The 24,819-nt window shown below is 71.6% G+C and carries 21 protein-coding genes; 14 read left to right on the top strand and 7 right to left on the bottom strand.

All coding sequences use genetic code 11. From position 1 onward, the window contains the following. Window positions 1-171: 171 nt before the first annotated feature. The 8 genes from P3L51_RS23655 to P3L51_RS23620 all read left to right on the top strand — a co-directional run bounded on the left by P3L51_RS23655 (window position 172) and on the right by P3L51_RS23620 (window position 9,299). Window positions 172-1,014, top strand: coding sequence for a YcnI family copper-binding membrane protein (locus P3L51_RS23655; RefSeq protein WP_354607281.1), 843 nt, complete (start codon window positions 172-174; stop codon window positions 1,012-1,014). 68 nt (window positions 1,015-1,082) lie between these two features. Then, window positions 1,083-1,742 carry an SCO family protein gene (locus P3L51_RS23650; protein WP_354607280.1) on the top strand — a complete coding sequence of 220 codons (660 nt, stop codon included), beginning with the start codon at window positions 1,083-1,085 and terminating at the stop codon, window positions 1,740-1,742. Between the two features lie 29 nt (window positions 1,743-1,771). After that, window positions 1,772-2,251 carry a copper chaperone PCu(A)C gene (locus P3L51_RS23645; protein ID WP_354607279.1) on the top strand — a complete coding sequence of 160 codons (480 nt, stop codon included), beginning with the start codon at window positions 1,772-1,774 and terminating at the stop codon, window positions 2,249-2,251. 14 nt (window positions 2,252-2,265) lie between these two features. Beyond that, window positions 2,266-4,278 (top strand): copper resistance CopC/CopD family protein, encoded by a 2,013-nt coding sequence (locus P3L51_RS23640; protein WP_354607278.1) that lies wholly within the window; start codon window positions 2,266-2,268, stop codon window positions 4,276-4,278. Between the two features lie 85 nt (window positions 4,279-4,363). Then, on the top strand, window positions 4,364-5,590 hold the full coding sequence (gene efeB / locus P3L51_RS23635; protein ID WP_354607285.1) for an iron uptake transporter deferrochelatase/peroxidase subunit: 1,227 nt from the start codon (window positions 4,364-4,366) through the stop codon (window positions 5,588-5,590). A 95-nt stretch (window positions 5,591-5,685) separates the two neighbouring features. Then, a complete protein-coding gene (pheA, locus tag P3L51_RS23630; RefSeq protein ID WP_354607277.1) occupies window positions 5,686-6,621 on the top strand; it encodes a prephenate dehydratase in 936 nt (311 codons plus the stop codon). A 549-nt stretch (window positions 6,622-7,170) separates the two neighbouring features. Next, window positions 7,171-8,460: a serine--tRNA ligase gene (gene serS, locus P3L51_RS23625; protein WP_354607276.1), complete on the top strand. Its 1,290-nt coding sequence runs from the start codon at window positions 7,171-7,173 to the stop codon at window positions 8,458-8,460. After that, complete coding sequence (locus P3L51_RS23620) at window positions 8,457-9,299, top strand: HAD family hydrolase (protein ID WP_354607275.1); 843 nt, start codon at window positions 8,457-8,459, stop codon at window positions 9,297-9,299. Before serS ends, P3L51_RS23620 begins: the two co-directional genes overlap by 4 nt. 317 nt (window positions 9,300-9,616) lie before the next feature. Here the strand turns inward: P3L51_RS23620 and P3L51_RS23615 are convergent, their stop codons facing one another. Genes P3L51_RS23615 through P3L51_RS23600 form a run of 4 tightly spaced genes read right to left on the bottom strand, consistent with a single transcriptional unit; the run spans window position 9,617 to window position 13,176 of the window. Further along, complete coding sequence (locus P3L51_RS23615; RefSeq protein ID WP_354607274.1) at window positions 9,617-10,336, bottom strand: ABC transporter permease; 720 nt, start codon at window positions 10,334-10,336, stop codon at window positions 9,617-9,619. A 26-nt stretch (window positions 10,337-10,362) separates the two neighbouring features. Continuing rightward, window positions 10,363-11,274 (bottom strand): ABC transporter ATP-binding protein, encoded by a 912-nt coding sequence (locus P3L51_RS23610; RefSeq protein ID WP_354607273.1) that lies wholly within the window; start codon window positions 11,272-11,274, stop codon window positions 10,363-10,365. Next, window positions 11,271-12,152 (bottom strand): ABC transporter permease, encoded by an 882-nt coding sequence (locus tag P3L51_RS23605; RefSeq protein ID WP_354607272.1) that lies wholly within the window; start codon window positions 12,150-12,152, stop codon window positions 11,271-11,273. Before P3L51_RS23605 ends, P3L51_RS23610 begins: the two co-directional genes overlap by 4 nt. Further along, window positions 12,142-13,176: an ABC transporter ATP-binding protein gene (locus tag P3L51_RS23600; protein WP_435594511.1), complete on the bottom strand. Its 1,035-nt coding sequence runs from the start codon at window positions 13,174-13,176 to the stop codon at window positions 12,142-12,144. The genes P3L51_RS23605 and P3L51_RS23600 overlap by 11 nt, the downstream gene beginning before the upstream one ends. Window positions 13,177-13,431: 255 nt before the next feature. Between P3L51_RS23600 and P3L51_RS23595 the strand changes: the two genes are divergently transcribed. The 5 genes from P3L51_RS23595 (at window position 13,432) to P3L51_RS23575 (ending at window position 18,974) form a co-directional block, all read left to right on the top strand. Then, the gene (locus P3L51_RS23595; RefSeq protein WP_354607271.1) at window positions 13,432-14,280 is read left to right on the top strand and encodes a M24 family metallopeptidase; all 849 of its coding nucleotides are present in this window, start codon (window positions 13,432-13,434) and stop codon (window positions 14,278-14,280) included. Further along, window positions 14,280-16,214, top strand: coding sequence for an SDR family oxidoreductase (locus P3L51_RS23590; RefSeq protein ID WP_354607270.1), 1,935 nt, complete (start codon window positions 14,280-14,282; stop codon window positions 16,212-16,214). Before P3L51_RS23595 ends, P3L51_RS23590 begins: the two co-directional genes overlap by 1 nt. A gap of 89 nt (window positions 16,215-16,303) precedes the next feature. Next, window positions 16,304-17,227 (top strand): metal-dependent hydrolase, encoded by a 924-nt coding sequence (locus P3L51_RS23585; RefSeq protein WP_354607283.1) that lies wholly within the window; start codon window positions 16,304-16,306, stop codon window positions 17,225-17,227. Between the two features lie 23 nt (window positions 17,228-17,250). Further along, window positions 17,251-18,219 carry a MerR family transcriptional regulator gene (locus tag P3L51_RS23580; protein ID WP_435594510.1) on the top strand — a complete coding sequence of 323 codons (969 nt, stop codon included), beginning with the start codon at window positions 17,251-17,253 and terminating at the stop codon, window positions 18,217-18,219. A 176-nt stretch (window positions 18,220-18,395) separates the two neighbouring features. Next, window positions 18,396-18,974 carry an RNA 2'-phosphotransferase gene (locus P3L51_RS23575; RefSeq protein WP_354607268.1) on the top strand — a complete coding sequence of 193 codons (579 nt, stop codon included), beginning with the start codon at window positions 18,396-18,398 and terminating at the stop codon, window positions 18,972-18,974. Here P3L51_RS23575 and P3L51_RS23570 read toward each other — a convergent pair. Beyond that, window positions 18,964-19,863 carry an LLM class flavin-dependent oxidoreductase gene (locus tag P3L51_RS23570; protein ID WP_354607267.1) on the bottom strand — a complete coding sequence of 300 codons (900 nt, stop codon included), beginning with the start codon at window positions 19,861-19,863 and terminating at the stop codon, window positions 18,964-18,966. The two genes, P3L51_RS23575 and P3L51_RS23570, sit on opposite strands and share 11 nt — an antisense overlap. Window positions 19,864-20,082: 219 nt before the next feature. Here P3L51_RS23570 and P3L51_RS23565 point away from each other — a divergent pair, with 219 nt between their 5' ends. Then, window positions 20,083-20,958: a Cof-type HAD-IIB family hydrolase gene (locus P3L51_RS23565; protein WP_354607266.1), complete on the top strand. Its 876-nt coding sequence runs from the start codon at window positions 20,083-20,085 to the stop codon at window positions 20,956-20,958. Here P3L51_RS23565 and P3L51_RS23560 read toward each other — a convergent pair. Beyond that, the gene (locus P3L51_RS23560) at window positions 20,955-22,802 is read right to left on the bottom strand and encodes a GAF domain-containing sensor histidine kinase (protein ID WP_435594509.1); all 1,848 of its coding nucleotides are present in this window, start codon (window positions 22,800-22,802) and stop codon (window positions 20,955-20,957) included. The two genes, P3L51_RS23565 and P3L51_RS23560, sit on opposite strands and share 4 nt — an antisense overlap. 49 nt (window positions 22,803-22,851) lie before the next feature. After that, the coding region (gene cydC, locus P3L51_RS23555; RefSeq protein ID WP_354607265.1) for a thiol reductant ABC exporter subunit CydC at window positions 22,852-24,819 on the bottom strand (1,968 nt) is incomplete at its 5' end.

Genomic DNA, 24,819 nt, shown 5'->3' with positions numbered 1-24,819 from the left:
GGAGACGCTTCAGCATTCGGTGATCAGGCGCGGCCCCCCGGCCGTACTCACTCTCGCCGCCTGACGCGACGACACGCCCCGTACGCGGTACGGAGGGCAGTGACGTCGCGATGCCGACGCGTATCCGCGTACGGCTCACCGTCTCCCCCACCTCGTGGAGTGTCTCCTGTCATGAACGCCTCTCGTACGAACACGTCTCGTCGCGGTGTCTCGCGGCCGTCCACCGCCGGTCGTACGCGCACCGCCCGCCGTGTGGCAGTCGTCGGCGGCGTCGCCGCGTCCGCCGTCGTACTGCTCGCCGGTCCCGCCCTCGCGCACGTCGGCGTGCAGCCGGTCGGCGAAGCCGCCAAGGGCGGTTACGCGACGGTCAACTTCAAGGTGCCGAACGAGCGCGACGACGCCTCGACCGTCAAGCTCGAAGTGAACTTCCCGACCGAGCACCCGCTGGCGTCGGTGTCGCCGCAGGCCGTGCCCGGCTGGAAGATCGTCGTCACCAAGAGCAAGCTCGCCAAGCCGATCGAGCTGCACGGCAAGCAGATCACCGAAGCCGTCTCGAAGGTCACCTGGACCGCCACGGGCGACAACGGGGTCGGGCCCGGCTACTTCCAGCAGTTCCCGCTCTCCATCGGCCAGCTGCCCGAGGACGCCGACCAGTTGGTGTTCAAGACCCTCCAGACGTACGACAACAAGAAGGTCGTGCGCTGGATCGACGCGCCGGTCGAGGGCGCCGAGCCCGAGAGCCCGGCGCCGGTCCTGGCGCTGACCGCCGCCACCGAGGACGGCCACGGCGCGGCGGCCGGTGACAAGGACGACGCCAAGGGCGGCGCGGACCACGCCTCGGACAAGAGCGACGGCAAGGACGGGGACGGCGAGAACGCCGCCTCGTCCGACAGCGGCGACGGCACGGCCCGCGCCCTCGGCATCGTCGGCATCGTCATCGGCGCCGCCGGTGTGGCCTTCGGCGTCCTGGCCGGCCGCCGCCGTACCTCGTCCACCGGCACCCCCGCCAGCTGATCAGCGGGCGCGGGTCCGTCGCCGGGCCCGCGCCCGGAGCCCGTACTCCACCAATGGGAACTACCTCCATGCGCAAGAAGACCGTGCTCACCGCCGCCGCACTCACGGCGGTCGCGGCACTCACCCTGTCCGCCTGCGGAAGTGGCGACGACGACGCGTCGAAGCCCGTGGCCGATGTCTCGACCCAGCCGAAGACGCAAGCGGCGACCGTGCTCGACAAGCCCTTCGAGAAGCCGAACCTCGTGCTCAAGGACACGAAGGGCAAGACGTACGACTTCCGCGAGGAGACCAAGGGCAAGCCGACGCTGATCTACTTCGGCTACACGCACTGCCCCGACGTCTGCCCGCTGACGATGAGCAACATCGCGATCGCCAGGAAGGCGCTCCCCAAGGCCGACCAGGACAAGCTCCAGGTCGTGTTCGTCACCACCGACCCGGAGCGCGACACCTCCGCGGAACTCGCCAAGTGGCTGCCGAGCGCGGGCGACCCGTCGTTCGTCGGCCTCACCGGCGACTTCCCGACCATCCAGGCCGGCGCGCGCCAGGTCGGCATCGGCATCGAGCCGGCGACGAAGGAGAAGGACGGCAGCGTCGTCTCCATGCACGGGGCCCAGGTCATCGCGTTCTCGCCGAAGACGGACGGCGGTTACGTCCTGTACGGCGAGGACACGACGGCCGACGACTACACGAAGGACCTGCCGAAGCTGATCAAGGGCGAGAAGCCGTGAGAGGGCGCGTCGGCCGTCCCCAATCCCCCGTGTCCGTCGCGTCCGTCGCGTCCCGAGGGGTACGCCCCACGGTCGCCGGGGCGGCACTGCTGTCACTGGTGACGCTCGCGGGGTGCTCGTCGGCGGACGCCTCCGAGGACGAGCCTCGGTTGAAGGTCACCGGAGCGTTCATGCCGCAGCCCGTCAGTGACATGGCCTCCGGATTCCTCACGGTCGCCAACAGCGGTGGTGCGGCGGACAAGCTCACCTCCGTCACCAGCGACATCTCGGACGACGTCACGATCCACGAGACCAAGGACCAGAAGATGCGGCAGGTGGAGTCGTTCGACATCCCGGCCGGCGGCGCGCTGAGCCTGGAACGCGGCGGCAGCCATCTGATGTTCATGGGCCTGAAGAAGAAGCTCGAACAAGGCCAACGGATCTCCGTGGAACTGCACTTCGAGAAGACCGACCCGATCAAGGTCGACCTTCCCGTCAAGGAGACCACCTACAACCCCACGCGGCACTGAGGGACTGACTCACCATGACGGCCACCGCCCCCCGCTCCGGAACCCGGCTCATACGGCTGCTGCTCGTAGGCGCCGTACTGATCGTCGGCCTCTTCGGCGCGCTCTCCGGTACGGCGTCGGCGCACGCGGCGCTGACGGGCAGCGATCCGAAGGACGGGGCGGTGGTCGACGTCGCTCCGCGGGACGTCACACTCACCTTCTCCGAACAGATCGCCATGGGCGACGACTCCATCCGGGTCCTCGACCCCAGCAGCAAGCGCGTCGATGTCGCGAAGATGCGCGACCTGAGCCAGGGCGGCACCGTCCGCTACGCCGTCGGGCTGAAGCCCGGACTGCCGGACGGCACGTACACCGTCGCCTGGCAGGCGGTCTCGGCCGACAGCCATCCCGTGTCCGGCGCGTTCACCTTCTCCGTGGGGGCGCCGTCGGCGACCACGGCCACCGTGCCCGATCAGGAGGCCGGGGGCGGACCGGTCGGGACGCTGTACGACACGGTGCGCTACCTCTCGTACGTCGGGTTCATCCTGCTCGTCGGCGGTGCGGCGTTCGTCCTCGCCTGCTGGCAGCGGGGCGCGTCCGTACGGCCGTTGCAACGGCTCGTCGTCGGCGGCTGGGTCACCATGACCGCCGCGACGCTCCTCCTCCTCCTACTGCGGACGCCGTACACCGGGTCCGGCGAGCTCGGCGACATGTTCGACCTCGGCGGGCTGTCGGACGTACTGGACACCAAGACGGGCGCCGCGCTCGTCTCGCGGCTGTTGCTGCTCGGCGCGGCGGCCCTCTTCATAGCGGTGCTGTTCGGCGCGTACGCGAAGCGCGTCACGGAAGCGGAAGCGGAATCCGGAACGGGGGCCGGAACAGGGTCTGAGGCCGGGTCCGAAGCGGAATCCGAAACGGGGTCCGAAAGGGAGTCCGAAAGGGAGTCCGACGCGGAGAAGGCGAAGGCCGACCTCACCTTCGGGCTGAGCCTGGGCGGCGCGGTCGTCGCCGCCGGTATCGCCGGGACGTGGGCACTGTCCGAGCACGCGTCGACCGGGATCCAGACCGGCCTCGCCATGCCGCTCGACGTCCTGCATCTGCTGGCCGTGGCCGTCTGGCTCGGCGGCCTCGTGTCGCTGCTGGTCGCCCTCTTCCGGGCACCGGACATCGAACGCGCGGCCGTGCGGCGCTTCTCGCGGATCGCCTTCGGCAGCGTGGTCGTCCTGGCCGTGACCGGGCTCTACCAGTCGTGGCGGCAGGTCGGCTCCTGGGACGCGTGGACCGATACGTCGTACGGGCGGCTCCTGCTGGTCAAGGTGGGGCTGATCTCCGTGCTGCTCGGTGCCGCCTGGTTCTCGCGGCGCTGGACGGGGCTGCTGGGCGAGCGGGCGAAGACCGATGCGGATGCCGGCACGGAAGCGGAAGCCGAAGAGGTCGAGGAAGAGGCGGGGGCCGGGGGCGGTCCCGATCCCGAACGCGCCGGCCAACTCGCCCGCCAGCGGACCGCGTTGGCCACGGCCCGCAAGAAGCGGAACCGCGACGCCGACACCGAGCGGTCCGGGCTGCGCCGCTCCGTACTGACGGAGGCGTGCATCGCCCTGGTGGTGCTCGCCGTCACGACCGCCCTGACGGGCACCGAGCCTGGCCGTACGCAGGAGAAGGAGGTCGGCCGCGCGAGCAGCGAGGCCGCCGCGCCCGCTCCCGCCCGCCCCATCAGCCTCACCGAGCCCTTCGACACCGGCGGTGCGAAGGGCAAGGGCACCCTGCGGTTCACCCTCGACCCCGCCCGCCCCGGCGCCAACCTCATGCACGTCTGGATCGACGGCCCGGACGGCAAGCCGATGGACGTGCCCGAGGTGAAGGTCGCCTACACCCTGAAGTCGGAGCAGATCGGCCCGCTCCCCGTCGTGCCCGAGCGTCTGGCAGCGGGACACTGGAGCACGGGCAACGTACAGATCCCGATGCCCGGCGACTGGCAACTCCAGGTGACCGTGCGGACCTCGGACATCGACCAGACGACCATCGAGCAGAACGTGAAGATCGGCTGACCCCGTGAGCGACACCCGTACGACCAGTGGCACCGAATCCGACGCCGACGCCCGCGACACCGACGGCCGCGACGCCACCCCCGCGATCTCGCGGCGGCGGCTGATCGGTACGGCCGGTGCGGTCGGCGCCGCGGGCCTCGTCGCCGGAGCGGCCGGCGGGAGCGCCACGTACGCCGCCACCCGCCCCGACGAGCCGACGGCGCTCGCCACGGTCGGCTCGGCCACCGTCGCGTTCCACGGCGCCCACCAGGCCGGCATCACCACCCCGCTCCAGGCCCGCGGCCATCTGGTCGCCCTCGACCTCGCGGCGGGCGGCGGGCGCAAGGAGGCCGCCGCGCTGCTGCGCCGCTGGTCGCAGACCGCGCGGCGGCTGATGGCGGGCGAACCGGCCGGGGAGCGCGACACGGGCATCGCGCTGGACGCGGGACCCTCCTCGTTGACGGTCACCTTCGGCTTCGGCCGGACCTTCTTCGACCGTACGGAGCTGGCCGACCGGCGCCCGTCGGCGCTCGACCCGCTGCCGGCCTTCTCCTCGGACCACCTCGACGCCCGCCGCAGCAACGGCGATCTGTGGGTGCAGATCGGGTCGGACGACTCGCTCGTCGCCTTCCACGCGCTGCGCGCCCTTCTTACAGAGGCGGGCGACGCGGCGCAGGTGCGGTGGCAGATGAACGGCTTCAACCGTTCACCCGGCGCCACCGCCCGCCCGATGACGGCCCGCAATCTGATGGGCCAGGTCGACGGCACCAACAACCCCAAGCCGGCGGAGCCCGACTTCGACCGGCGGATCTTCGTCCCGGCGAAGCCGCCGGCCGGGACACCCGACTGGATGGCGGACGGCTCGTACGCCGTCGTACGCCGGATCCGGATGCTGCTCGACGACTGGGACGCCCTGCCGGTCGACCGCCAGGAGCTCGTCATCGGCCGCCGCAAGTCCGACGGCGCCCCGCTCACCGGCGGCACGGAGACGACCGCGCTCGCGCTCGACAGGACCGGCCCGGACGGCAAGCTCGTCATCCCGGACAACGCGCACGCGCGGATCTCGGCGCCGGAGCAGAACGGCGGGGCCGCGATGCTGCGCCGCCCGTTCTCCTTCCACGACGGCATCGCGCCGGACGGCACCCCCGACGCGGGCCTGCTGTTCATCTGCTGGCAGGCCGATCCGCTGAGGGGCTTCGTGCCGGTGCAGCGCAAACTCGACCGGGGGGACGCGCTGTCGGCGTTCGTACGGCACGAGTCGAGCGGCCTGTACGCGGTGCCCGGCGGACCGCGCGAGGGCGAGTACGTGGGCCAGCGGCTGCTGGAGTCCTGAGGCCGGCGCCGGACGCCCGGCCCGAGCCGGGGATCCTGAGCCGGAGCCCCGCGCTGACGTCCCGAGCCGTCCGCCGGTCGGACTAAAGTGACCACATGTCGGCCACGCGCTACACGTACCTGGGCCCCGAGGGCACCTTCACCGAAGCCGCCCTCCGCACCCTTCCGGAAGCCGCCACCCGGGAGCTGATCCCGATGGTCTCGGTGCCCGCGGCCCTCGATGCCGTACGGCACGGGGACGCCGCGGCCGCCCTCGTACCGATCGAGAACTCGGTGGAGGGCGGTGTCACCGCGACCCTCGACGAACTCGCGTCGGGCGAGCCGCTGATGATCTACCGCGAGGTCGTGCTGCCCATCGCGTTCGCGCTCCTCGTCAGGCCGGGGACGGCGCTGTCCGACATCAAGACGGTGACCGGCCATCCGGTGGCGCAGCCGCAGGTGCGCAACTGGCTGCGGGCCAATCTCCCGAACGCGCTGTGGGAGTCGGCCGCGTCGAACGCGGACGGTGCGCGGCTGGTCCAGGAGGGCCGGTTCGACGCCGCCTTCGCGGGTGAGTTCGCGGCGGCGACGTACGGGCTCGAAGCCCTGGTCACCGAGATCCACGACGCCGAGAACGCGGAGACGCGCTTCGTCCTGGTGGGCAGGCCCGCGCGGCCGGCGGCGCCGACCGGCGCGGACAAGACGTCGGTCGTGGTCTGGCTCGGCGAGGACCACCCGGGCGCGCTGCTCGAACTGCTTCAGGAGTTCGCCGTGCGCGGGGTCAACCTGATGCTCATCCAGTCGCGGCCGACGGGCGCGGGCATCGGTAACTACTGCTTCGCCGTGGACGCCGAGGGCCATATCGCGGACCGGCGCGTGGGTGAGGCGCTGATGGGGCTGAAGCGGATCAGCCCGAAGGTGCGGTTCCTGGGGTCGTACCCGAGGGCCGGGGTGGCTCCGGCGGACCTGCCGCGGCTGCGCGCGGGGACGTCGGACGCGGAGTTCATGGACGCCGCCGACTGGCTGGCCCGCAGCCAGGACGGCCGGATCTGAGCCGGCGAGGCGGTGGAGGGGCCCGTTGTCCCCAGAGTTATCCACAGGCCAACCATTCTCCCTGGGGACAAGTCGACAGCGCCGACGGACGGGGTCGACAAATCTCCTGAGCGACCGCACTCCCATCCACAGGGCACGGAAGTGGCCCGCGTCACCCCTATTCCGTTGATCAACTCGTTAGAGGGACCAAGTCCCACCCGAATGAGCATGCGAGGCAGGTTTCGGAGGAGATTCCTCCCGCCCCCACATGGACTTTCACCGCGACGTCGCTCGCGATCCACAGATTCCCCACACAGCCTGTGGATAACTTTCGGAGCCGGTAACGCCTCTGTGGACAACGTCGCCCCAAGTGCCGCGCGCCGCAAGGGAAATGAGTCAACGGAGCATCGCGAGCGCCTCGTTCCGGGGAATTGGCCACCCGCTATTGACGTAAGCGACCCTCCCTTTTCACTCTTTCCTCACTCTCCCCAATTACGGCAATTCAGACAAAGCATCACACGCTGAAATATCGGGTGGGGTGGCGGAAGCACGCACCGGTAGCCTGGTGGGGTGATTGACCTTCGCCTGCTCCGAGACGACCCCGACCGTGTCCGCGCCTCGCAGCGCGCCCGTGGAGAGGACGTCGCCGTCGTCGACGCCCTGCTCTCCGCCGACGAGCGGCGCAGGGCCTCCGGCGTCCGCTTCGACGAGCTGCGCTCCGAGCAGAAGACGCTCGGCAAACTCGTGCCCAAGGCCACCGGTGACGAGAAGACCGAGCTGCTGTCGCGCACGCGCGAGCTGTCCGCGGCCGTGAAGGCCGCCGACGCCGCGCAGCACGAGGCCGACGAGGAGGCCAGGCGGCTGCTCCTCCAGCTGGGCAACATCGTGCACCCGGACGTGCCCGTGGGCGGCGAGGAGGACTTCGTCGTCCTCGACACGATCGGTACCCCGCGCGACTTCGCCGCCGAGGGCTTCCAGCCCAAGGACCATCTGGAGCTCGGCGAGGCGCTCGGCGCCATCGACATGGAGCGCGGCGCGAAGGTCTCCGGCTCGCGCTTCTACTACCTGACGGGCGTCGGCGCCCTGCTCGAACTCGCCCTGGTGAACGCGGCCATCGCGCAGGCCACCGACGCCGGCTTCGTCCCGATGCTGACCCCCGCTCTGGTGCGCCCGCGCGCGATGGAGGGCACGGGCTTCCTCGGCCAGGCCGCGGAGAACGTGTACCACCTGGAGAAGGACGACTACTACCTGGTCGGTACGTCGGAGGTGCCCCTCGCCGCGTACCACATGGACGAGATCATCGACGCCGACAAGCTGCCCCTGCGGTACGCGGGCTTCTCGCCGTGCTTCCGCCGCGAGGCGGGCACGTACGGCAAGGACACCCGGGGCATCTTCCGGGTGCACCAGTTCGACAAGGTCGAGATGTTCTCGTACGTCGACCCGGCGGACGCCGAGGCCGAGCACACGCGCCTGCTGGAGTGGGAGAAGCAGTGGCTCACCGGCCTCGGGCTGCCCTTCCAGGTGATCGACGTGGCCACGGGCGACCTGGGTGCCTCGGCGTCGCGCAAGTTCGACTGCGAGGCGTGGATCCCGACGCAGGGCAAGTACCGCGAGCTGACGTCCGCGTCCAACTGCGACGGTTTCCAGGCCCGTCGGCTCTCCGTACGGATGCGTGAGGCCAAGGACGGCAAGCAGCAGGTGAAGCCCCTCGCGACGCTGAACGGCACGCTCTGCGCCGTACCGCGCACGATCGTGGCGCTGCTGGAGAACCACCAGCGGGCCGACGGTTCGGTGTGGGTGCCCGAGGTGCTCCGTCCGTATCTGGGCGGGCGCGAGACGCTGGAGCCGATCGCCAAGTGAGCTCCGCCCCTGCTTCCGTCCCCGCCTCCGCCTCCGCCTTCCCGTTCAAGCTCGTCGCGACCGACCTCGACGGCACGCTGCTGCGCGAGGACCACACGGTCTCCGCGCGGACGCGCGACGCGCTCGCCGCCGCCACGGCGGCGGGCGCCGCGCACATCATCGTCACCGGGCGGGCCGTGCCGTGGACGCGGGGCATCCTCGACGATCTCGGGTACGACGGGTTGGCGGTCTGTGGCCAGGGCGCGCAGGTTTACCACGCCGGTGAGCACAGACTGCTGACGTCGGTGACGCTGGACCGGCAGGTGGCCGTCCTCGCGCTGTCGAAGATCGAGGCGGAGGTGGGCCCGCTGGCGCTGGCCGCGAGCCGTGACGGTCTCGACGGTGAGGTCCTGATCGGGCCGGGCTACCGGGTGCAGGAAGGCCCGCTGCCCTCGCTGCTCCTGGACGATCGCGCCGAGATGTGGACCGCGCCTATCAACAAGGTCTACATCCAGCATCCGGAGCTGAGCGACGACGCGTTGGCGAAGGTCGCGCACGAGACGGTCGGCGCCATGGTGGCCGTGGTGATGGCGGGGCCGGGGGTCGTGGAGATCCTGCCGCTGGGTCTGAGCAAGGCGACGGGGCTCTCGCTGGCCGCGCGGCGGCTCGGCGTGACGGCGGCCGACACGATCGCGTTCGGCGACATGCCCAACGACATTCCGATGTTCGGCTGGGCGCGGCACGGTGTGGCGATGGCCAACGCGCACGAGTCGCTGAAGGCCGTGGCGGACGAGGTGACCGCGTCGAACGACGACGACGGAATCGCCGTGGTGTTGGAGAGACTGCTTCAGCGGGGCTGACCCACTCGGCCGATCCCGCGAGGGGAGAGGGAGGGGGCGGTCCGCGCGCGAACGCGCGCTCGAAGCGACCGCCCCCTTGGGCGGGTCACCGTCGGCCGCACGGAGCGGAAGTGATTACTCCGGTGCCGGGTCGGGACTGCCCTGTCGGGAACTCGACGGACTCGAACTACTGGTCATCGCCGCGCTCCTCTCCCGGTCCAGTGGTGCCTGACACCATCACTGTGCACCCGCACGGCAGTTGGGCGCCACCCGATTACGCGGGTCCTGGCGCGGTGGCCGTTCCGTCCGGCCACCGCGCCAGGACCCGCGTACCGGGCTCACTCCTCGCCGGCGAGCGTCAGCGTGCGCAGCTTCTGTCCCGCGAACCAGGTCGCGACGACCGTCACGCCGACCAGCAGCACGACCGCCAGCGGCAGCCCGACGTCCGAGGTGATCATGTCCGTGTCGCTGGTCTTCTGCGCGACCGCCAGGGACCACTGCTGGACGCTGAGCGTCCGCGCCCCCGCGACCAGGCTGCCGAAGAGCGTCTCCCACACCAGCGCGTACACGAGGCCGATGACGACCGCGTGCCGGCTGACCGTGCCGAGCAGCAGGAACAGCGCGCTGTAGGCGATGGAGGCGACCAGCGCGGCGATCGTGTAGGACACCGCGATCTGCTGGCCGTTGCCGTTGAGGATGTATCCGGCGATGAAGGTGGGGACCGCGGAGAACACCATCGTCACGGCGATCGCCACGATCAGTTTGGTGAAGATGATCGTCGGCCGTTTCACCGGCTTCGCCAGCAGGTAGACGATTGAACCGTCGTCGATCTCGGGGCCGATGGCGCCCGTTCCCGCGATCACGCCGATCAGCGGGATCATCGTGGCGAGGGCGAAGCCGCCCAGGACGTTCGAGGCGGTCTGGTCGTCCACGCCGTTGAAGGCCCGTACGGCCACGGCGATGAGGATCAGCAGGACCGGCAGGATGAGGAGGACGGCGGCCCGGCGCCGGCCGAGCAGGGCCCGGTAGGTGAGCCGGGCGACTGTGGGTTCGTACATGGACGTCACAGCTCCTTTCAGGGCGCTCAGGCCGCTACGAGGTACGAGAAGACCGATTCGAGGGATTCGTCGGAGGGCGAGACCGAGAGCAGCCGGATGGAGTGCTCACGGGCGACCCTCGGCAGCAGTTCCGTGAAGCGCCCGAAGTCGACGGCCTGGATGCGCAGCGCGCCCTCGGCGACGTCGACCTCGATGCCGGCCGTCGAGGGGTCGGCAATCAGCGCGGCGGCCAGCACGCGGTCGTCGCTGGACCGTACGAGATAGCGGTGCGGCCGGTCGGTCATCAGCCGGCGGATCTTGCGGAAGTCGCCGGAGGCGGCGTGCCGGCCGGCGACGATCACCTCGATGTGGGCGGCGAGCTGCTCGACCTCCTCAAGGATGTGCGAGGAGAACAGGACGGTACGGCCGGAGTCGCCCATCCGCCGCAGCAGGTCCATGAGTTGCATGCGCTGGCGCGGGTCCATGCCGTTGAACGGCTCGTCGAGAAGGAGCACGGACGGTTCGTGGACGAGCGCGGACGCCATCTTCACGCGCTGCCGCATGCCCTTGCTGTACGTCGCGATCTTGCGGTCCTGCGCGTACTCCATCTCGACCGTGGCGAGGGCCTTGTGAGCCTCCTTCTTACCGAGGCCGTGCAGTTCGGCGTTGGCGACGACGAATTCGAGCCCGGTGAGGAAGTCGTACATCCCCTCGCGTTCGGGGACGATGCCGATCTCGCGGTAGACGGACTCGTTGCGCCAGATCTGGTCGCCGTCGAGGGTGACGCTTCCGTTGGAGGGGGCCAGGAAGCCGCCCATCATGTTGATGAGCGTGGACTTGCCCGCGCCGTTGGGTCCGAGCAGTCCGGTGACGCCGGGGCCGACGGTCATCGTCACGTCGTTGACGGCGACCACGTTGCCGAACCAGCGCGACGCGTGCTCGATGTTGATGGTGGTCACAGCCCGACCTTCCGGTAACGGCGCATGAGGACGGCGTACGAGCCGAAGATGAGCGCGAGGACGACCAGCAGATAGACGACGCCGACGCCGGCCGAGGGGCCCGCCTCGCCGGGGAACGACGAGGTGGCGCCGAGGAAGGCGGTCTGTACGCCGTCGATGAGCGTGACAGGTGAGAAGAGGCCGAGCCACTGGACGGCGCCGTCCGAGCCGGTCTCGGAGGCGATCGCCTGGACGGTGGAGACGGCGCCGTAGGTGATGGTCAGCGTGGCGATCACGGCGGCGACGCCGAAGCCGCGGCGCGGGGTGAGGGCGGCCATCACGAGGCCGAGTCCGCCGAAGAGGAGCGAGAGCAGGGCCACGGAGACGAGTCCCTGGCCGAAGCCCTTGGTCTGGTCGACGAAGTCCATCTTGGCGAGCAGCGATCCGATGTAGAGGATCAGCAACGGCGCGGCGGTCAGGGCGAAGAGGGCGGAGGCCATCGCGCCGTACTTGGCGACGACGTAGTCGACGCGCTCGATGGGGCGCGAGAAGTACAGCGGCACCGTCTTGAACCTCAGGTCGCGTGAGACCGACTGCGGCGCCTGGGCGGCCAGGAAGAGCGCGATGAGGGCCTGGGTGAAGATCGCGTACTGCGTGTACGGGATCGGCAGGTCCTTGAGCTTGGTGGCCACGGCGACGGCGACCATGATCGCCGCGGGCACGCACATCACGGCGAACAGGATCATCGGCAGGATCTTGGACTTGCCGGACCGGCCGAGGCCGTAGGAGCCGCGCAGGGACTGCGAGTAGAGGGAGCGGCGGGCGTAGGCGCGGCCGAGCCGCGGGCCGTCGTAGTTGCGGTAGCCGATGTTGTGGATCTGGGTGAGGTCAGTGCTCATCGCTGCCGCCTCCCTTCTGGAGTGCGAGTTCCGCGGTGCCGCTCGGCGCCGGTACGGCCTGCCCGTCGGCGGCGGCCGACCGGGCGTCCTTCGCGCGGAAGACCTCCGCGATGTGGTGGCGGCGCTGTTCCATCCGTACGAGGCCGAGTCCGAGTTCGGCGACGGTGTCGCGTACGACGTCGTACGTCTCCTCGCCCGTCGCCTCGATGAGCAGGATGTGGCCTGCGCCCGGCAGCCCGTCCTCCTCGCCCACGTGGAGCGAGAGCCCGGCCCTGGTGAGGGCCTCGCGCAGGGCGCGGGTGCCGTCGGGGTGGGTGTCGGTGTCGGTGACCTCGACGGCGAGGGTCGCCGTGTTCTGTGTGAAGTCACTCGTGGAGCTGGAGCGCAGCAGCTTGCCGCCGTCGATGACGACGACGTGGTCACAGGTGCGTTCGAGCTCGCCGAGGAGGTGCGAGGTCACCAGGACGGAGATGCCGAAGTCCGTGTACACGCGGCGGATCAGGTTGAGCATCTCGTCGCGGCCGACGGGGTCGAGGCCGTTCGTCGGCTCGTCGAGGAGGACGAGTTTGGGGTCGTGGACCAGCGCCTGCGCGAGCTTGACGCGCTGCTTCATGCCGGTCGAGTAGCCGCCGATGGGGCGGTACCGCTCCTCGTACAGGCCGACGTGGCGCAGCGTGTCCGCCGTGCGTTCACGGGCGGCGGTCGGGGGGAGGCCGGACATGCGCGCCATGTGGACGACGAGTTCGGTCGCCGAGACGTCGGGCGGCAGGCAGTCGTGCTCGGGCATGTATCCGACGCTCTCGCGGATGGCGGCGCCACTGGTGGCGACGTCGAACCCGAGCACGGCGGCCCGGCCTTCCGTGGCGGGGGACAGACCCAGCAGGATCTTGATCATGGTGGACTTGCCGGCTCCGTTGGCACCCACCAGACCGGTCACGCCCGGTCCGATGTCCAAGGAGAGCCGGTCAAGCGCGGTTACCCGGGGGAACCGCTTACTCAGGCCTTCAGTAGCGATCACAGTCACGTTTAAGACGGTAGTGGCGCACCCCACAGCGGACGTCAGCCCTGGCGGCTGTCTCGGGGTCCGTCTTGAGGTGTACGGACCCGTAAGGGCAGCATAAAAAGTTAAGCCGAAAGTTCCGGGGCGGAGAGTTGTCCACAGGCTCGACGGGGCCCCTTGACGCAGCCGCCGGACATTGTCACATTCATCAGTGTCAAGTTACGGACGCGTACCGCGATCGGCGCGCGCACGGCACGGGCACGGGCACGGAGGTGTGGCATGGCTTCAGCGGTGACGGGCGAACGGGCAGCGGACGTGCGGGGATTCAGATCCGCGCAGCGCCTGGCCTACGAGTGCGCCGAAGCGGTGGCCGCACGTCTGCGGCCGGGTGTCACCGAGCGCGAGGCCGCCCGGATGCAGCGCGACTGGTTGCGGGCGCGCGGGGTGCGCGACTGGTTCCATCTGCCCTTCGCCTGGTTCGGGGACCGTACGGCCTTCACGGGGTTCCGGATTCCGCTCCAGTTCTTCCCCACCAACCGCAGGCTGGCGGAGGGCATGCCGTTCATCCTCGATCTGGCGCCGGTCCACCGGGGTTTCCCCGCCGACGTCGGCTACTCGGGCTGTCTGGGCCCCGGTCCCAACCCGCTGCACGACAAGCTGCTCGCCGATCTCCGGGCCCACCGCGAGCTGCTGCTGCGCGAGGTGCGCGAGCGGCGACCGCTGCGGGAGATCTACGAGGACGTGGACCGGCTGATGGTCCGGCAGGGATACGAGAACAGACACCGGGCCTACCCGTTCGGTGTGATCGCCCACAAGATCGACCGAGTGAAGGACCGGCGCTGGTCGCCGCGTGTCCTCGGTTTCGGTACGCAGGCGCTCAAGGGCCTGGCGAGCGACGCCCTGCACGGGCACCGGGACGGCTGGTCGCCGCTGTGGAGCCCGTACGGATTCTCCGACCACCCGCCGAGACCGGGGCTGTGGGCGGTCGAGCCGCACCTCGGATTCCGGGGTACGGGGGCCAAGTTCGAGGAGATCCTGGTGGTCACCGACTCCAGGGACCCGGCCGAGAGCGCGTTCTGGCTGGATGACGATCTGCCGCATGTGCGGCGTTGGGCGGAGGGTGCGTGATGTCGCTTCAGTCAGTTCCGTCGCCGGCCGGGCCGGCCGGGGCGCGTGAACGCCGGGTGCGCACGGGCGGGATCGACCTGTGCGTGGCCGAGCTGGGTGATCCGGCACGGCCGACGGTCCTGCTGGTGCACGGCTATCCGGACAGCAAGGAGGTCTGGTCACAGGTCGCGGAGCGGCTCGCCGAGCGGTTCCATGTGGTGCTGTACGACGTCCGCGGGCACGGCGGGTCGACGGCGCCGAAGCCGCTGCGCGGCGGCTTCACCCTGGAGAAGCTGACGGACGACTTCCTGGCGGTCGCCGACGCGGTGAGCCCGCACCGGCCGGTCCATCTGGTGGGGCACGACTGGGGTTCCGTACAGGGCTGGGAGTTCGTGACCGTACGGCGCACCTCGGGCCGTATCGCCTCCTTCACCTCGATGTCGGGGCCGTCGCTGGACCACCTCGGGCACTGGATCAAGCGGCGGCTGACCCGGCCCACGCCGCGCGCGGTGGGCCAACTCCTCGGCCAGGGCGCCAAGTCCTGGTACGTGTACCTGCTACAGACGCCGGTCCTGCCCGAACTGGCATGGCGCGGGCCGCTCGGCAGGCAGTGGCCGAAGATCCTTGAGCGGTTCGAGAAGGTACCGACGGGGCGGAGGCCCGCGGCGCCGGCCGGCGGGAAGCGCGACGGGAAGGGGGCCGGGGGCTCGGGGAGCGCGGAGCGGGGCGGCGCGTATCCGACCGCCTCGCTGCCGGACGACGCCGCGCACGGCGCCTGGCTCTACCGGGACAACGTCAGAGCCCGGCTGCGCAGACCGCGCGCCGACGCGCACGCGCACGTTCCGGTCCAGCTGATCACCCCAACCGGGGACGCCTTCCTCTCCGAGCGGCTCTTCGACGATCTGGAGCGGTGGGTGCCCCAGCTGGTGCGGCGTACGCTCCCGGCGAAGCACTGGGTGCCGCGTACGCGACCGGACCAACTGGCCACCTGGATCACCGAGTTCGTCACGGCCCACGAGCCCGAACCGGAGAGCGGGGACGACGACACGGCCGCCGCGGGACCCGTCGGCAAGGCTCGCCGGGAGAGCCGGGCCCGCCGGGCGCGGGACCTGGTGGCGAGCGGGCCCTACGGGGAGCGGTTCGGCGGGCAGCTCGTCCTGGTGACCGGCGCGGCGAGCGGCATCGGGCGGGCCACGGCGTTCGCGTTCGCCGAGTCGGGCGCCCGGGTCGTCGTGGTCGACCGCGACGCCGAAGGGGCCGCCAGGACCGCCGAGATGGCCCGGCTGATCGGGGCGCCGCGGGCCTGGGCCGAGACCGTCGACGTCGGCGACGAGGAGGCGATGGAGAAGCTGGCCGAGAAGGTCGCCAGCGAGTACGGCACGGTGGACGTCCTGGTGAACAACGCGGGGATCGGGCTCTCGGGCCCGTTCCTGGACACCACGAGCGAGGACTGGAAGAAGGTCCTCGACGTCAATCTCTGGGGCGTGATCCACGGCTGCCGGATATTCGGCGGGCAGATGGCGGCGCGCGGCCAGGGCGGCCACATCGTCAACACCGCGTCGGCGGCGGCCTATCAGCCGTCGCGTGCGCTGCCCGCCTACAGCACGTCGAAGGCGGCGGTGCTGATGCTCAGCGAGTGCCTGCGCGCCGAGCTGGCCGGGCAGGGCATCGGGGTCAGCGCCATCTGCCCCGGCTTCGTGAACACCGGCATCACGGCCACCGCGCGCTTCACCGGAGTCTCGGCGGAGGAGGAGAGACGACGCCGCAAGCGGACCGCCCGCCTGTACGGGCTGCGCAACTACCCGCCGGAGAAGGTCGCCGACGCGATCCTGCGGGCCGTCGTCCGCAACGAGGCCGTCGTAGCGGTCACGCCGGAGGCCCGGGGCGCCCGGCTGCTGTCCCGCTTCGCGCCCAGGACGCTGCGCGCGATCGCCCGTCTGGAGCCGCCGCTGTGAACGCCCCGGGAGAGAACGACGCCGACGGCACCGGCGCGGAGCGGCACGGCCGGAGCCCGGACGGGAGTGGGGTGACGGGCGAGCCGGATCTGGCGGACGGGCCGCATCCGACGGACGAGCCCTATGTGATCGCGCCCCGGCGGGTGTCGTTCGACTGGCGCGGGACCCCGCTGCACTGGATACCGGACGAGCCCACCGCCACGCACGTCGTCAACGTGCTGCATCTGCTGCTGCCGGCGGGCGAGCGCTGGTTCGTCAAGGTCTTCAAGGAGGCCCTGCCGCTGGTCCGGGACCCGGTGCTGCTCAAGGACGTCAAGGGCTTCATGGGCCAGGAGGCGACGCACAGCGTGCAGCACGCGTATGTGCTGAACCACCTCGCTGACCAGCGGCTGGACACCGAGCCGTACACCCGGCACGTCGACTACCTCTTCGAGGTACTCCTCGGCGAGAAACCGCCGTTCGGAGCGCCGTGGCCGCCGCGGGACTGGCTGCGCTTCCGGCTGGGGATAGTCGCCGCGATCGAGCAGTTCACGGCGGTCCTGGGGGACTGGGTGCTGCGCGCGGACGCGCTGGACCGCGCGGGGGCGGACGAGGTCATGCTCGACCTGCTGCGCTGGCACGGCGCCGAGGAGGTCGAACACCGGGCGGTGGCCTTCGACATGTACCAGCACTGCGGCGGCCCCGATCCGGTGCGGTACGCCCGCCGGCTGGAGACCATGGCCGTCGCCGCGCCGGTGATGCTCTGGTTCTGGGCGCGCGGGGCGGCGTATCTGATCCGGCACGACCCGCAGCTCGGGGGCCGGCCGCGCTACTCGCTGCGCGAGCACAACCGTGCCGTGGCCAAGGGCCTGTTGCCCACCTGGCGCGAGCTGGGCTCGGCGGTGCCCCGGTACTTCCGGCGGTCGTACCATCCTTCGCGGGAGGGTTCGCTCCGCAGGGCAGTCGACTATCTGGCGACCTCGCCGGCGGCCCGCGCGGCGGCCGGAGCGGTCGGCCGCGCCGCGCTGAAGTAGCGCGTGCCGGGGCCGTGGGAGGAGTGAACGTGTCGGAGAGATCGGGTACGGACCGACCCCCGTCCGGTGGCCGGTACCGGATCGAGGACCTGGCGCACGCGAGCGGCGCCACCGTCCGGACCATCCGCGCCTACCAGGACCGCGGGCTGCTGCCCGCCCCGGAGCGGCGGGGCCGGGCCAATGTGTACGGGGACCCGCATCTGACCCGGCTGCGGCAGATCGCGGACCTCCTCGAACGGGGCTACACGCTCGCCTCCATCAAGGAGTTGCTGGAGGCGTGGGACACCGGGCGCGGTCTCGGCGGGGTACTCGGCCTGGTCGCCGAGGTGCACGGCCCGTGGACCGACGAGCGGGCCGCCCGGATCAGCCGCGCCGAGCTGGACGAGCGGTTCGGCGGCTCGCCCGACGACGCGGCGCTCGCCGAGGCGGTGGAGCTGGGGGTGCTGGAGCGGGTCCCCGGGCGGGACGACGAATTCCTCGTACCGAGCCCTCAAGAGCTGGCAGTGGCGGCCGAGTTGTACGCGGCCGGGGTGCCGCTGGCCGCGATCTCCGCCCACCTGCGGGAACTTCGCGGGCAGGTGGAGCACATCGCCGAGCGTTTCATGGAGTTCACGATCGAGCACGTCTTCGCGCGGTATCTGGGTCATCGCCCGCCGACGGACGCGGATGCCGCCGAGGCGGTGTCGCTCGTACGCCGCCTGCGCCCGCTCGCGCGGCAGACGGTCGACGCCGAACTGGCGCGCGCCATGCGGCTGTTCGCGACCCGGCATCTCCAGCAGCACCTGACGGCGCAGGACCCGGAGCCGTCGGGCCCGGAGACCCGTACCGTGGCCCTGCCCGCCGGGACGATCGACGCGGTCCAGAGGCTGGTTGGCGAGGAGAGTGCCCCGGAGTTCATCGCACTGGCCGCCGAACGGGAGCTGCGGGCACGGACGTTGGACGTGCTCGCCGCAACCCACAGACAGAACACCCAACTTGACCAAATGGGTTAATCCAGGCGTCAGTTGTCCACAGATTCGCCAAATGGCCTGTGGATAAGCCAAGTTGACTGTGGATCAAACATTTCAGCACTGATCGTTTTCAGATCGGATCGAGCTGCGGATCGAAGCGCTTGAGACCGGACCGAAATGAGTGGCGCCCGCCCGACGCCACCGGGCACCCTGTGCGCATGACCAGAACAGGCACGACACCGGGCGCGGGAACGCCCGACGAGCGGCGCACCGTGAAGATGTCGAAATACCTCTCCAAGCACCTGCGGCACCAGCCCGAGCGGATCGGCCTCACGCTCGACCCGAACGGCTGGGTGGAGATCGACGCGCTGCTCCGCGCCACCGCCGACCACCGCTTCCCCATCACCCGCGCCGAGCTGGACCACGTCGTGGCCGTCAACGACAAGCGGCGTTTCACGATCGAAGGCGGCCGGATCCGCGCCAACCAGGGCCACACCGTCGAGGTCGACCTGGACCTGCCGCCGGCCGAGCCGCCCGCGTACCTCTACCACGGCACCGTCGCCCGCAGCCTCGACGCGATCCGCGCCGAGGGCCTGCGCCCGATGAACCGCCACCACGTCCATCTCTCACCCGACCGCGAGACGGCGACCCGTGTCGGCGCCCGCCGCGGCCGGCCCGTCGTCCTGCCGGTGGACGCGGGCGCGATGCACCGCGACGGCCACGTCCTGCGGGTGAGCGCCAACGGCGTCTGGCTCGCCGACGCCGTACCGCCGCGCTACCTCCGCTTCAGCGACTGAGCTGCGCGAGCCCTTCCGTGGCGATCCGCTCGAACAGCGCCGGATCCATCGCGAAATCCGAGTCCGGGATCGGCGCGTGGAGCACGATCTCCGTGATCCCCAGCTCGAAGTGCCGGCCCGCGAAGTCCACGAACGCGTCGAACGAGTCCAGCGGACGCCCCGGTGTGAAGCCGGTGAGCAGGATCTTCTCCAGACCGGCCACATCACGGCCGATCTCCTGGCACGCCGCGCCGAGCCGGCCGATCTGCCCGCCGATCGCCGCCAGCGACTCCTCGGCCGTGCCCGACTCGAAAAGCTTCGGGTCCCCCGTCGTCACCCACGCCTGACCGAGCGCCGCGGCGAGGCGCAGCCCGCGCGGCCCGGTCGCGGCGACAGCGAAAGGCAGCCGCGGGCGCTGCACACACCCGGGAATGTCACGGGCCTCGACCGCCGAGTAGTACGTCCCCTCGGCCGTCACCGCGTCCTGTGTCAGCAGCCGGTCGAGCAGGGTGACGAACTCCGCGAACCGGTCGGCCCGTTCACGCGGCGACCAGGGCTCCTGCCCGAGCACCACGGCGTCGAAGCCCGTCCCGCCGGCCCCGATCCCCAGGGTGACCCGGCCACCGGAGACGTCGTCCAGCGAGATCAGCTCCTTCGCGAGCGTCACCGGATGCCGGAAGTTCGGCGAGGTCACCAGCGTGCCCAGCCGGATCCGCTCCGTGGCGCCGGCGGCGGCCGTCAGCGTCGGGAGCGCGCCGAACCAGGGGCCGTCGCGGAAGGTGCGCCACGACAGATGGTCGTAGGTGTACGCGGCGTGGAAGCCGAGCCGCTCGGCACGCTGCCATTGCGCGCGACCGCCGTCGTGCCAGCGGTTGATCGGCAGGATCACGGTGCTCAGACGCGGACTCATGCGGCCAACCCTACGGCGACCCCTCCAGCAGCCGCCCGGCCAGGGGCTTCCGGAGCCGGGCGGCCGTGCCGTCGGCGGTCCGGGTGGCCGCCCGCCGGGCCCTCTTCCGGCGGCGGGGCCCTCGGCGTCGAACACATCCACGCCCGGCAGCACCTCGTGGTGCTCTCATATGTGCGCCCCTCCGCCCCCACGTGCACGCCCGTGCGGGAGAATGAACGGGTGACCTCAGCTACCGATTCCTCGCTTCCCGCCCGCCCCCGGCTGATCGCCACCGATCTTGACGGAACGTTGCTTCGCGACGACAAGACCGTCTCCGACCGCACCGTCGCCGCGCTCGCCGCCGCCGAGGAGGCCGGGATCGAGGTCTTCTTCGTCACCGGGCGGCCGGTCAAGTGGATGGGGGTCGTCAGCGACCATGTGCACCGTCACGGCCTCGCCATCTGCGCCAACGGCGCGGTCGTCGTCGATCTGCGTGGCGGCGGGGAGGGCGCCGGAGAGCTGATGAAGGTCCGCGGCCTGGACCGGGCCGTCGCGCTCGACGTCGTACAGGCACTGCGGGACGCGGCGCCCGGCACGTCCTTCGCCGTCGAGAAGACGACGAACTTCGGCTACGAGCCGCAGTACCCGCCCTTCCAGGACGACCCCGGCGCGCACGTCGCCGTGGCGGAGAAGCTTCTCCAGGAGGCGGGCGAGGGCGACGCCGATCCGGTGATCAAGCTGCTGGCGAACCACCCGAGCCTGACACCCGACGGTTTCCTGACCCTCGCCCGTACGGCCGCCGGGCACCTGGCCTCCTTCACGCGCTCCAGCCCCACCGCGCTGCTGGAGATCAGCGGCCTCGGGGTGAGCAAGGCGAGCACGCTCGCGCTCTGCTGCGCCGAGCGCGGCATCTCCTCCGACGAGGTCGTCGCCTTCGGGGACATGCCGAACGACGTGGAGATGCTGGAGTGGGCCGGTTCGTCGTACGCGATGGGCAACGCGCACCCGGACGTGATCGCGGCGGCGTCGGGGCGCACGGTGGCGAACAACGAGGACGGGGTCGCCGTCATCATCGAGCAGCTGGTGGCACGCGCACGGGCGGAGGGTGGCGCCTAGAGCGGCGCCTGCCAGATCACCGTCGTACCGCCGCCGGACTCGGCCGGGCCCGGGCCGACCTCGCTCGATCCGCCCAGCGACTCGGCGCGGCGGCGCAGGTTCCGCAGGCCGCTGCGCCGGCCGCCCTCCGGGATGCCGACACCGTCGTCGGCGACCGACAGCCGGACGGCGGGTGTGCCGTCGGGCAGTTGGGCGTTCGCGTCCACCGTGACCTCGATATGTGATGCCCGCGCGTGCCGGAAGGTGTTGGAGAGGGCTTCGCGGAGCGCCGCGATGAGGTTCTTGCCGGTGAGTTCGCCGACGGCCGTGTCGACCGGGCCGACGAAGCGGTGGGTGGGCTTGAAGCCGAGCGGCACGGCCGCCATGTTGATCTCGCGCAGTACACGGGTCCGCAGCGCGGACGGCTCCTCGGCCGGGCCCTGTTGCAGCGCGAAGATGGCGGTACGGATCTCCTGGATGGTGACGTCCAGTTCGTCGACCGCCTTGCCGACGCCCGCACGGACCTCGGGCACGTCCGACTGCCGCTGCGCGGTCTCCAGCATCATCCCGGCGGCGTACAGGCGCTGGATGACCAGGTCGTGGAGGTCGCGGGCGATCCGGTCGCGGTCCTCGAACACCGCGAGCCGTTCCCGGTCGCGCTGTGCCTCGGCCATCATCAGCGCGAGAGCCGCCTGCGAGGCGAACTGGGTGGCGAGCGAGCGCTCCGACTCGGTGAAGGGGCGCGCGCCGATCGCACGCGGTGTCGCGAGTACGCCGAGCACCCGGCCGTCGCTGTGCAGCGGCAGCAGCATGCTCGGGCCGTAGGGGCGGGACAGCGGGGAGATCAGGCGCGGGTCGGTGCTGGCGTCGGCCACGTGGACGGACTCGCCCGCCAGCAGCCTGGCGACGACGGGGCTCCTGGCCGGGAGCCTGGTGCCGATGGGCGCGATCGAGGTGTCGGACGATACGGCGACGATCTCCAGTCCCCCGTCGGGCGTGGGCAGCAGGACGACGCCCGCGGCCGCGTCGGCGAGCCTGCGCGCCTGCTCGGCGACGACGGTGAGCGCGTGATGCGCGTGATGGGCGTGGTGGGGGTGGTCCGCGTGCCCGGTGGTGTCCGCGTGCCCGGTGTGGTCATGGTCCACCGTGTGGTCGCGGTCCTCGGCGTGGTCGCGGTCCTCGGCGTCCTCACCGGAGAGCAGGGCGGTCGTGACGGCGACCGAGCCGTCGATCCAGCGCTCGCGCTGCCGGGCCGCCTCGTACAGCCGCGCGTTGCCGATGGCGAGGCCCGCCTCGGTCGCGAGCACCCGCACCAGGTGCTGGTCGTGGTCGGTGAATTCCGCGCCGTCGTGCTTCTCGGCGAGATAGAGATTCCCGAGGATCTCGCCCTGGACGCGGATGGGAACGCCGAGGAACGTCCGCATCGGCGGGTGGTGCGGCGGAAATCCGACCGCGCGCGGATCGGCGGTGAGGTCCGCGAGCCGGAGAGGTTCGGGATGGCGGATCAGCTCGCCGAGCAGTCCGCTGTGGCCGTCCGGGCGGCGGCCGATCCGCCGCGCGACATCGGCGTCCACGCCGTAGGTGACGAAGTCGGAGAGACCTCCGCCGGCTTCGTCCACGACGCCGAGCGCCGCGTAGCGGGAGCCGGCGAGACGGGCCGCCGTCTCGCAGATCCGGTCGAGGGTGGAGTGCAGGTCGAGACCGGTGCCGACGGAGCGCATGGCTTCGAGCAGTTGCGGGACGCGGGCGGTGAGCTCGGTGGACAGGCCCTGGAGCCGGCGAGCCGCGTCGGCGTCGCGGGCGGCGGCCCCGTCGTCGGGAACGGGGTCGTCCTCGTGGAAGTCCTGAGGTTCGGGCGCTGGCATAGCCCCGACCCTAGTTAGTGCCATTTGGTATGGAAAGTCGGTTCCTGGATCACACGGGTTGATCGACCAGGCCGACCGGTCCGCGCTCCCGCTCCAGCATCCTGCGCAGCGGCCCCTCCACCGCGACCAGCTCGGCGTACGGCCCCCGCTGCACCACCCGCCCCTCGTCCAGCACGATCACCTCGTCGACCGCGTCGAGCCCCTGGAGTCGATGGGTGATGAGCAGCGTCGTCCGCCCTTCCGTCACCGCCAGCAGGTCCACGGTCAGCGCGTCGGCCGTCGGCAGGTCGAGGTGTTCGGCGGGCTCGTCCAGCACGAGGACGGGGAAGTCCGCGAGGAGCGCGCGGGCCAGGGCCAGGCGCCGGCGCTGGCCTCCGGAGAGCCGCGCGCCGTGCTCGCCGACGAGGGTGTCCAGGCCGGCGGGCAGCCCGTCGACCCAGTCCAGCAGGCGGGCGCGGCGCAGGGCGTCGCGGAGGTCGTCCTCGGTCGCGTCCTTGCGGGCGAGGGCGAGGTTCTCCCGTACGGAACTGTCGAAGAGGTGCGCGTCCTGCGCGCACAGCCCGATGAAGCGCCGCACCGTGTCGCCGTCCAGCGCCGCCGCGTCCGTGCCGCCGAGCCGGACACCGCCCTCGCGCGCGTCCAGGAAGCGCAGCAGTACCTGCGCGAGCGTCGTCTTGCCCGCTCCGGACGGGCCCACGACGGCCACCCGCTTCCCGGCGGTCAGTGTCAGGTCGACGCCGGTGAGCGCGTCGCGTTCCTGCCCCGCGTACCGGGCCGAGAGGCCCCGTACCTCCAGCGGGAACGGCGTCGCCGGAGCGGCGGCCGGGTGCGCGGGCTCCCGTACGGGGACGGGCGCGTCCAGCACCTCGTACACCCGCTCGGCGCCGCGCGCGGCCCGCTGCCGGTACTGCACCGCGAGCGGCAGACCCGCGACCGCCTCGAACGCGGCGAGCGGGGTCAGTACGACGACGGCCAGCGCGACACCAGGGAGGCGCCCGTCGTGTACGGCGCCCACACCGGCGTACGCGGCTGCCGCCACGGTCAGCCCGCAGATCAGCGCGGACAGGCCGCCGCCGAGGGCGGTGGCGGTGGCGCCGCGCGAGGCGATGGCCGTCAGCGTCGCGTCGGCGTCGCGGGCCGCGCGGATACGGCTCCGGAGGGCGCCGGCGACGGTCAGTTCGGCGCAGCCGTCGAGGAGTTCGGTGACACGGGTCGCCAACAGGCCGCGCGCGGGGGCGAGTCGCCGCTCGGCGCGGCGGGCGCAGGCGCCGCTCACCAGCGGCACGCCGACGCCGGCGGCGAGCAGCCCGACGGCCAGCACGGCGCCCGCCTCGGGGAGCAGCCAGCCGGTGAAACCGACGGCGCCCGCGCCGACGAGCACGGCGGAGCCGACGGGCAGCAGCCAGCGGAGCCAGTAGTCCTGGAGGGCGTCGACGTCGGTGACGAGCCGGGAAAGCAGATCACCGCGCCGGGCCTCGCGCAGCCCGGCGGGGGCGAGCCGTTCGAGCCGCCGGTAGACGGAGACGCGCAGGTCGGCGAGCATGCGCAGGACGGCGTCGTGGGAGACGAGCCGCTCGGCGTAACGGAAGACGGCGCGCCCGATCCCGAAGGCCCGGGTCGCGGTCACGGCGACCATCAGATACAGCACGGGCGGCTGCTCGGACGCCCGCGAGATGAGCCATCCGGACACCGCCATGAGCCCCACGGCGGACCCGAGGGCCAGGCTCCCGAGCACCGACGCCAGCAGGAACCGCCCCCGCAGGGTGCCGATGGCGGCGCGCGTACGGGCGAGGGGGTGGGCGGGTTCGGCCCGGCGGCCGGCCGGGTCACCGTCGGCACGGCGGCCGTGATCGGACGCGGCCCGGCCGTCGGCCACGACGTCACCCGCCGCCCCGGGCCGGGGCCGGGGAGCCGTCGGACCGTCGCCCGTGCCATCGCCCGGAGACGAAGCCCCGGACGACAGGGCCCCCGGCGACAGGGCCCCCGGCCACAGCGCCGCCGTCCCGCCGTCCGGATA

The organism is Streptomyces panacea (genome assembly GCF_040560175.1).
GTDB lineage: Bacteria > Actinomycetota > Actinomycetes > Streptomycetales > Streptomycetaceae > Streptomyces > Streptomyces panacea.
This window is presented reverse-complemented; position numbering and strand designations above follow the sequence as displayed.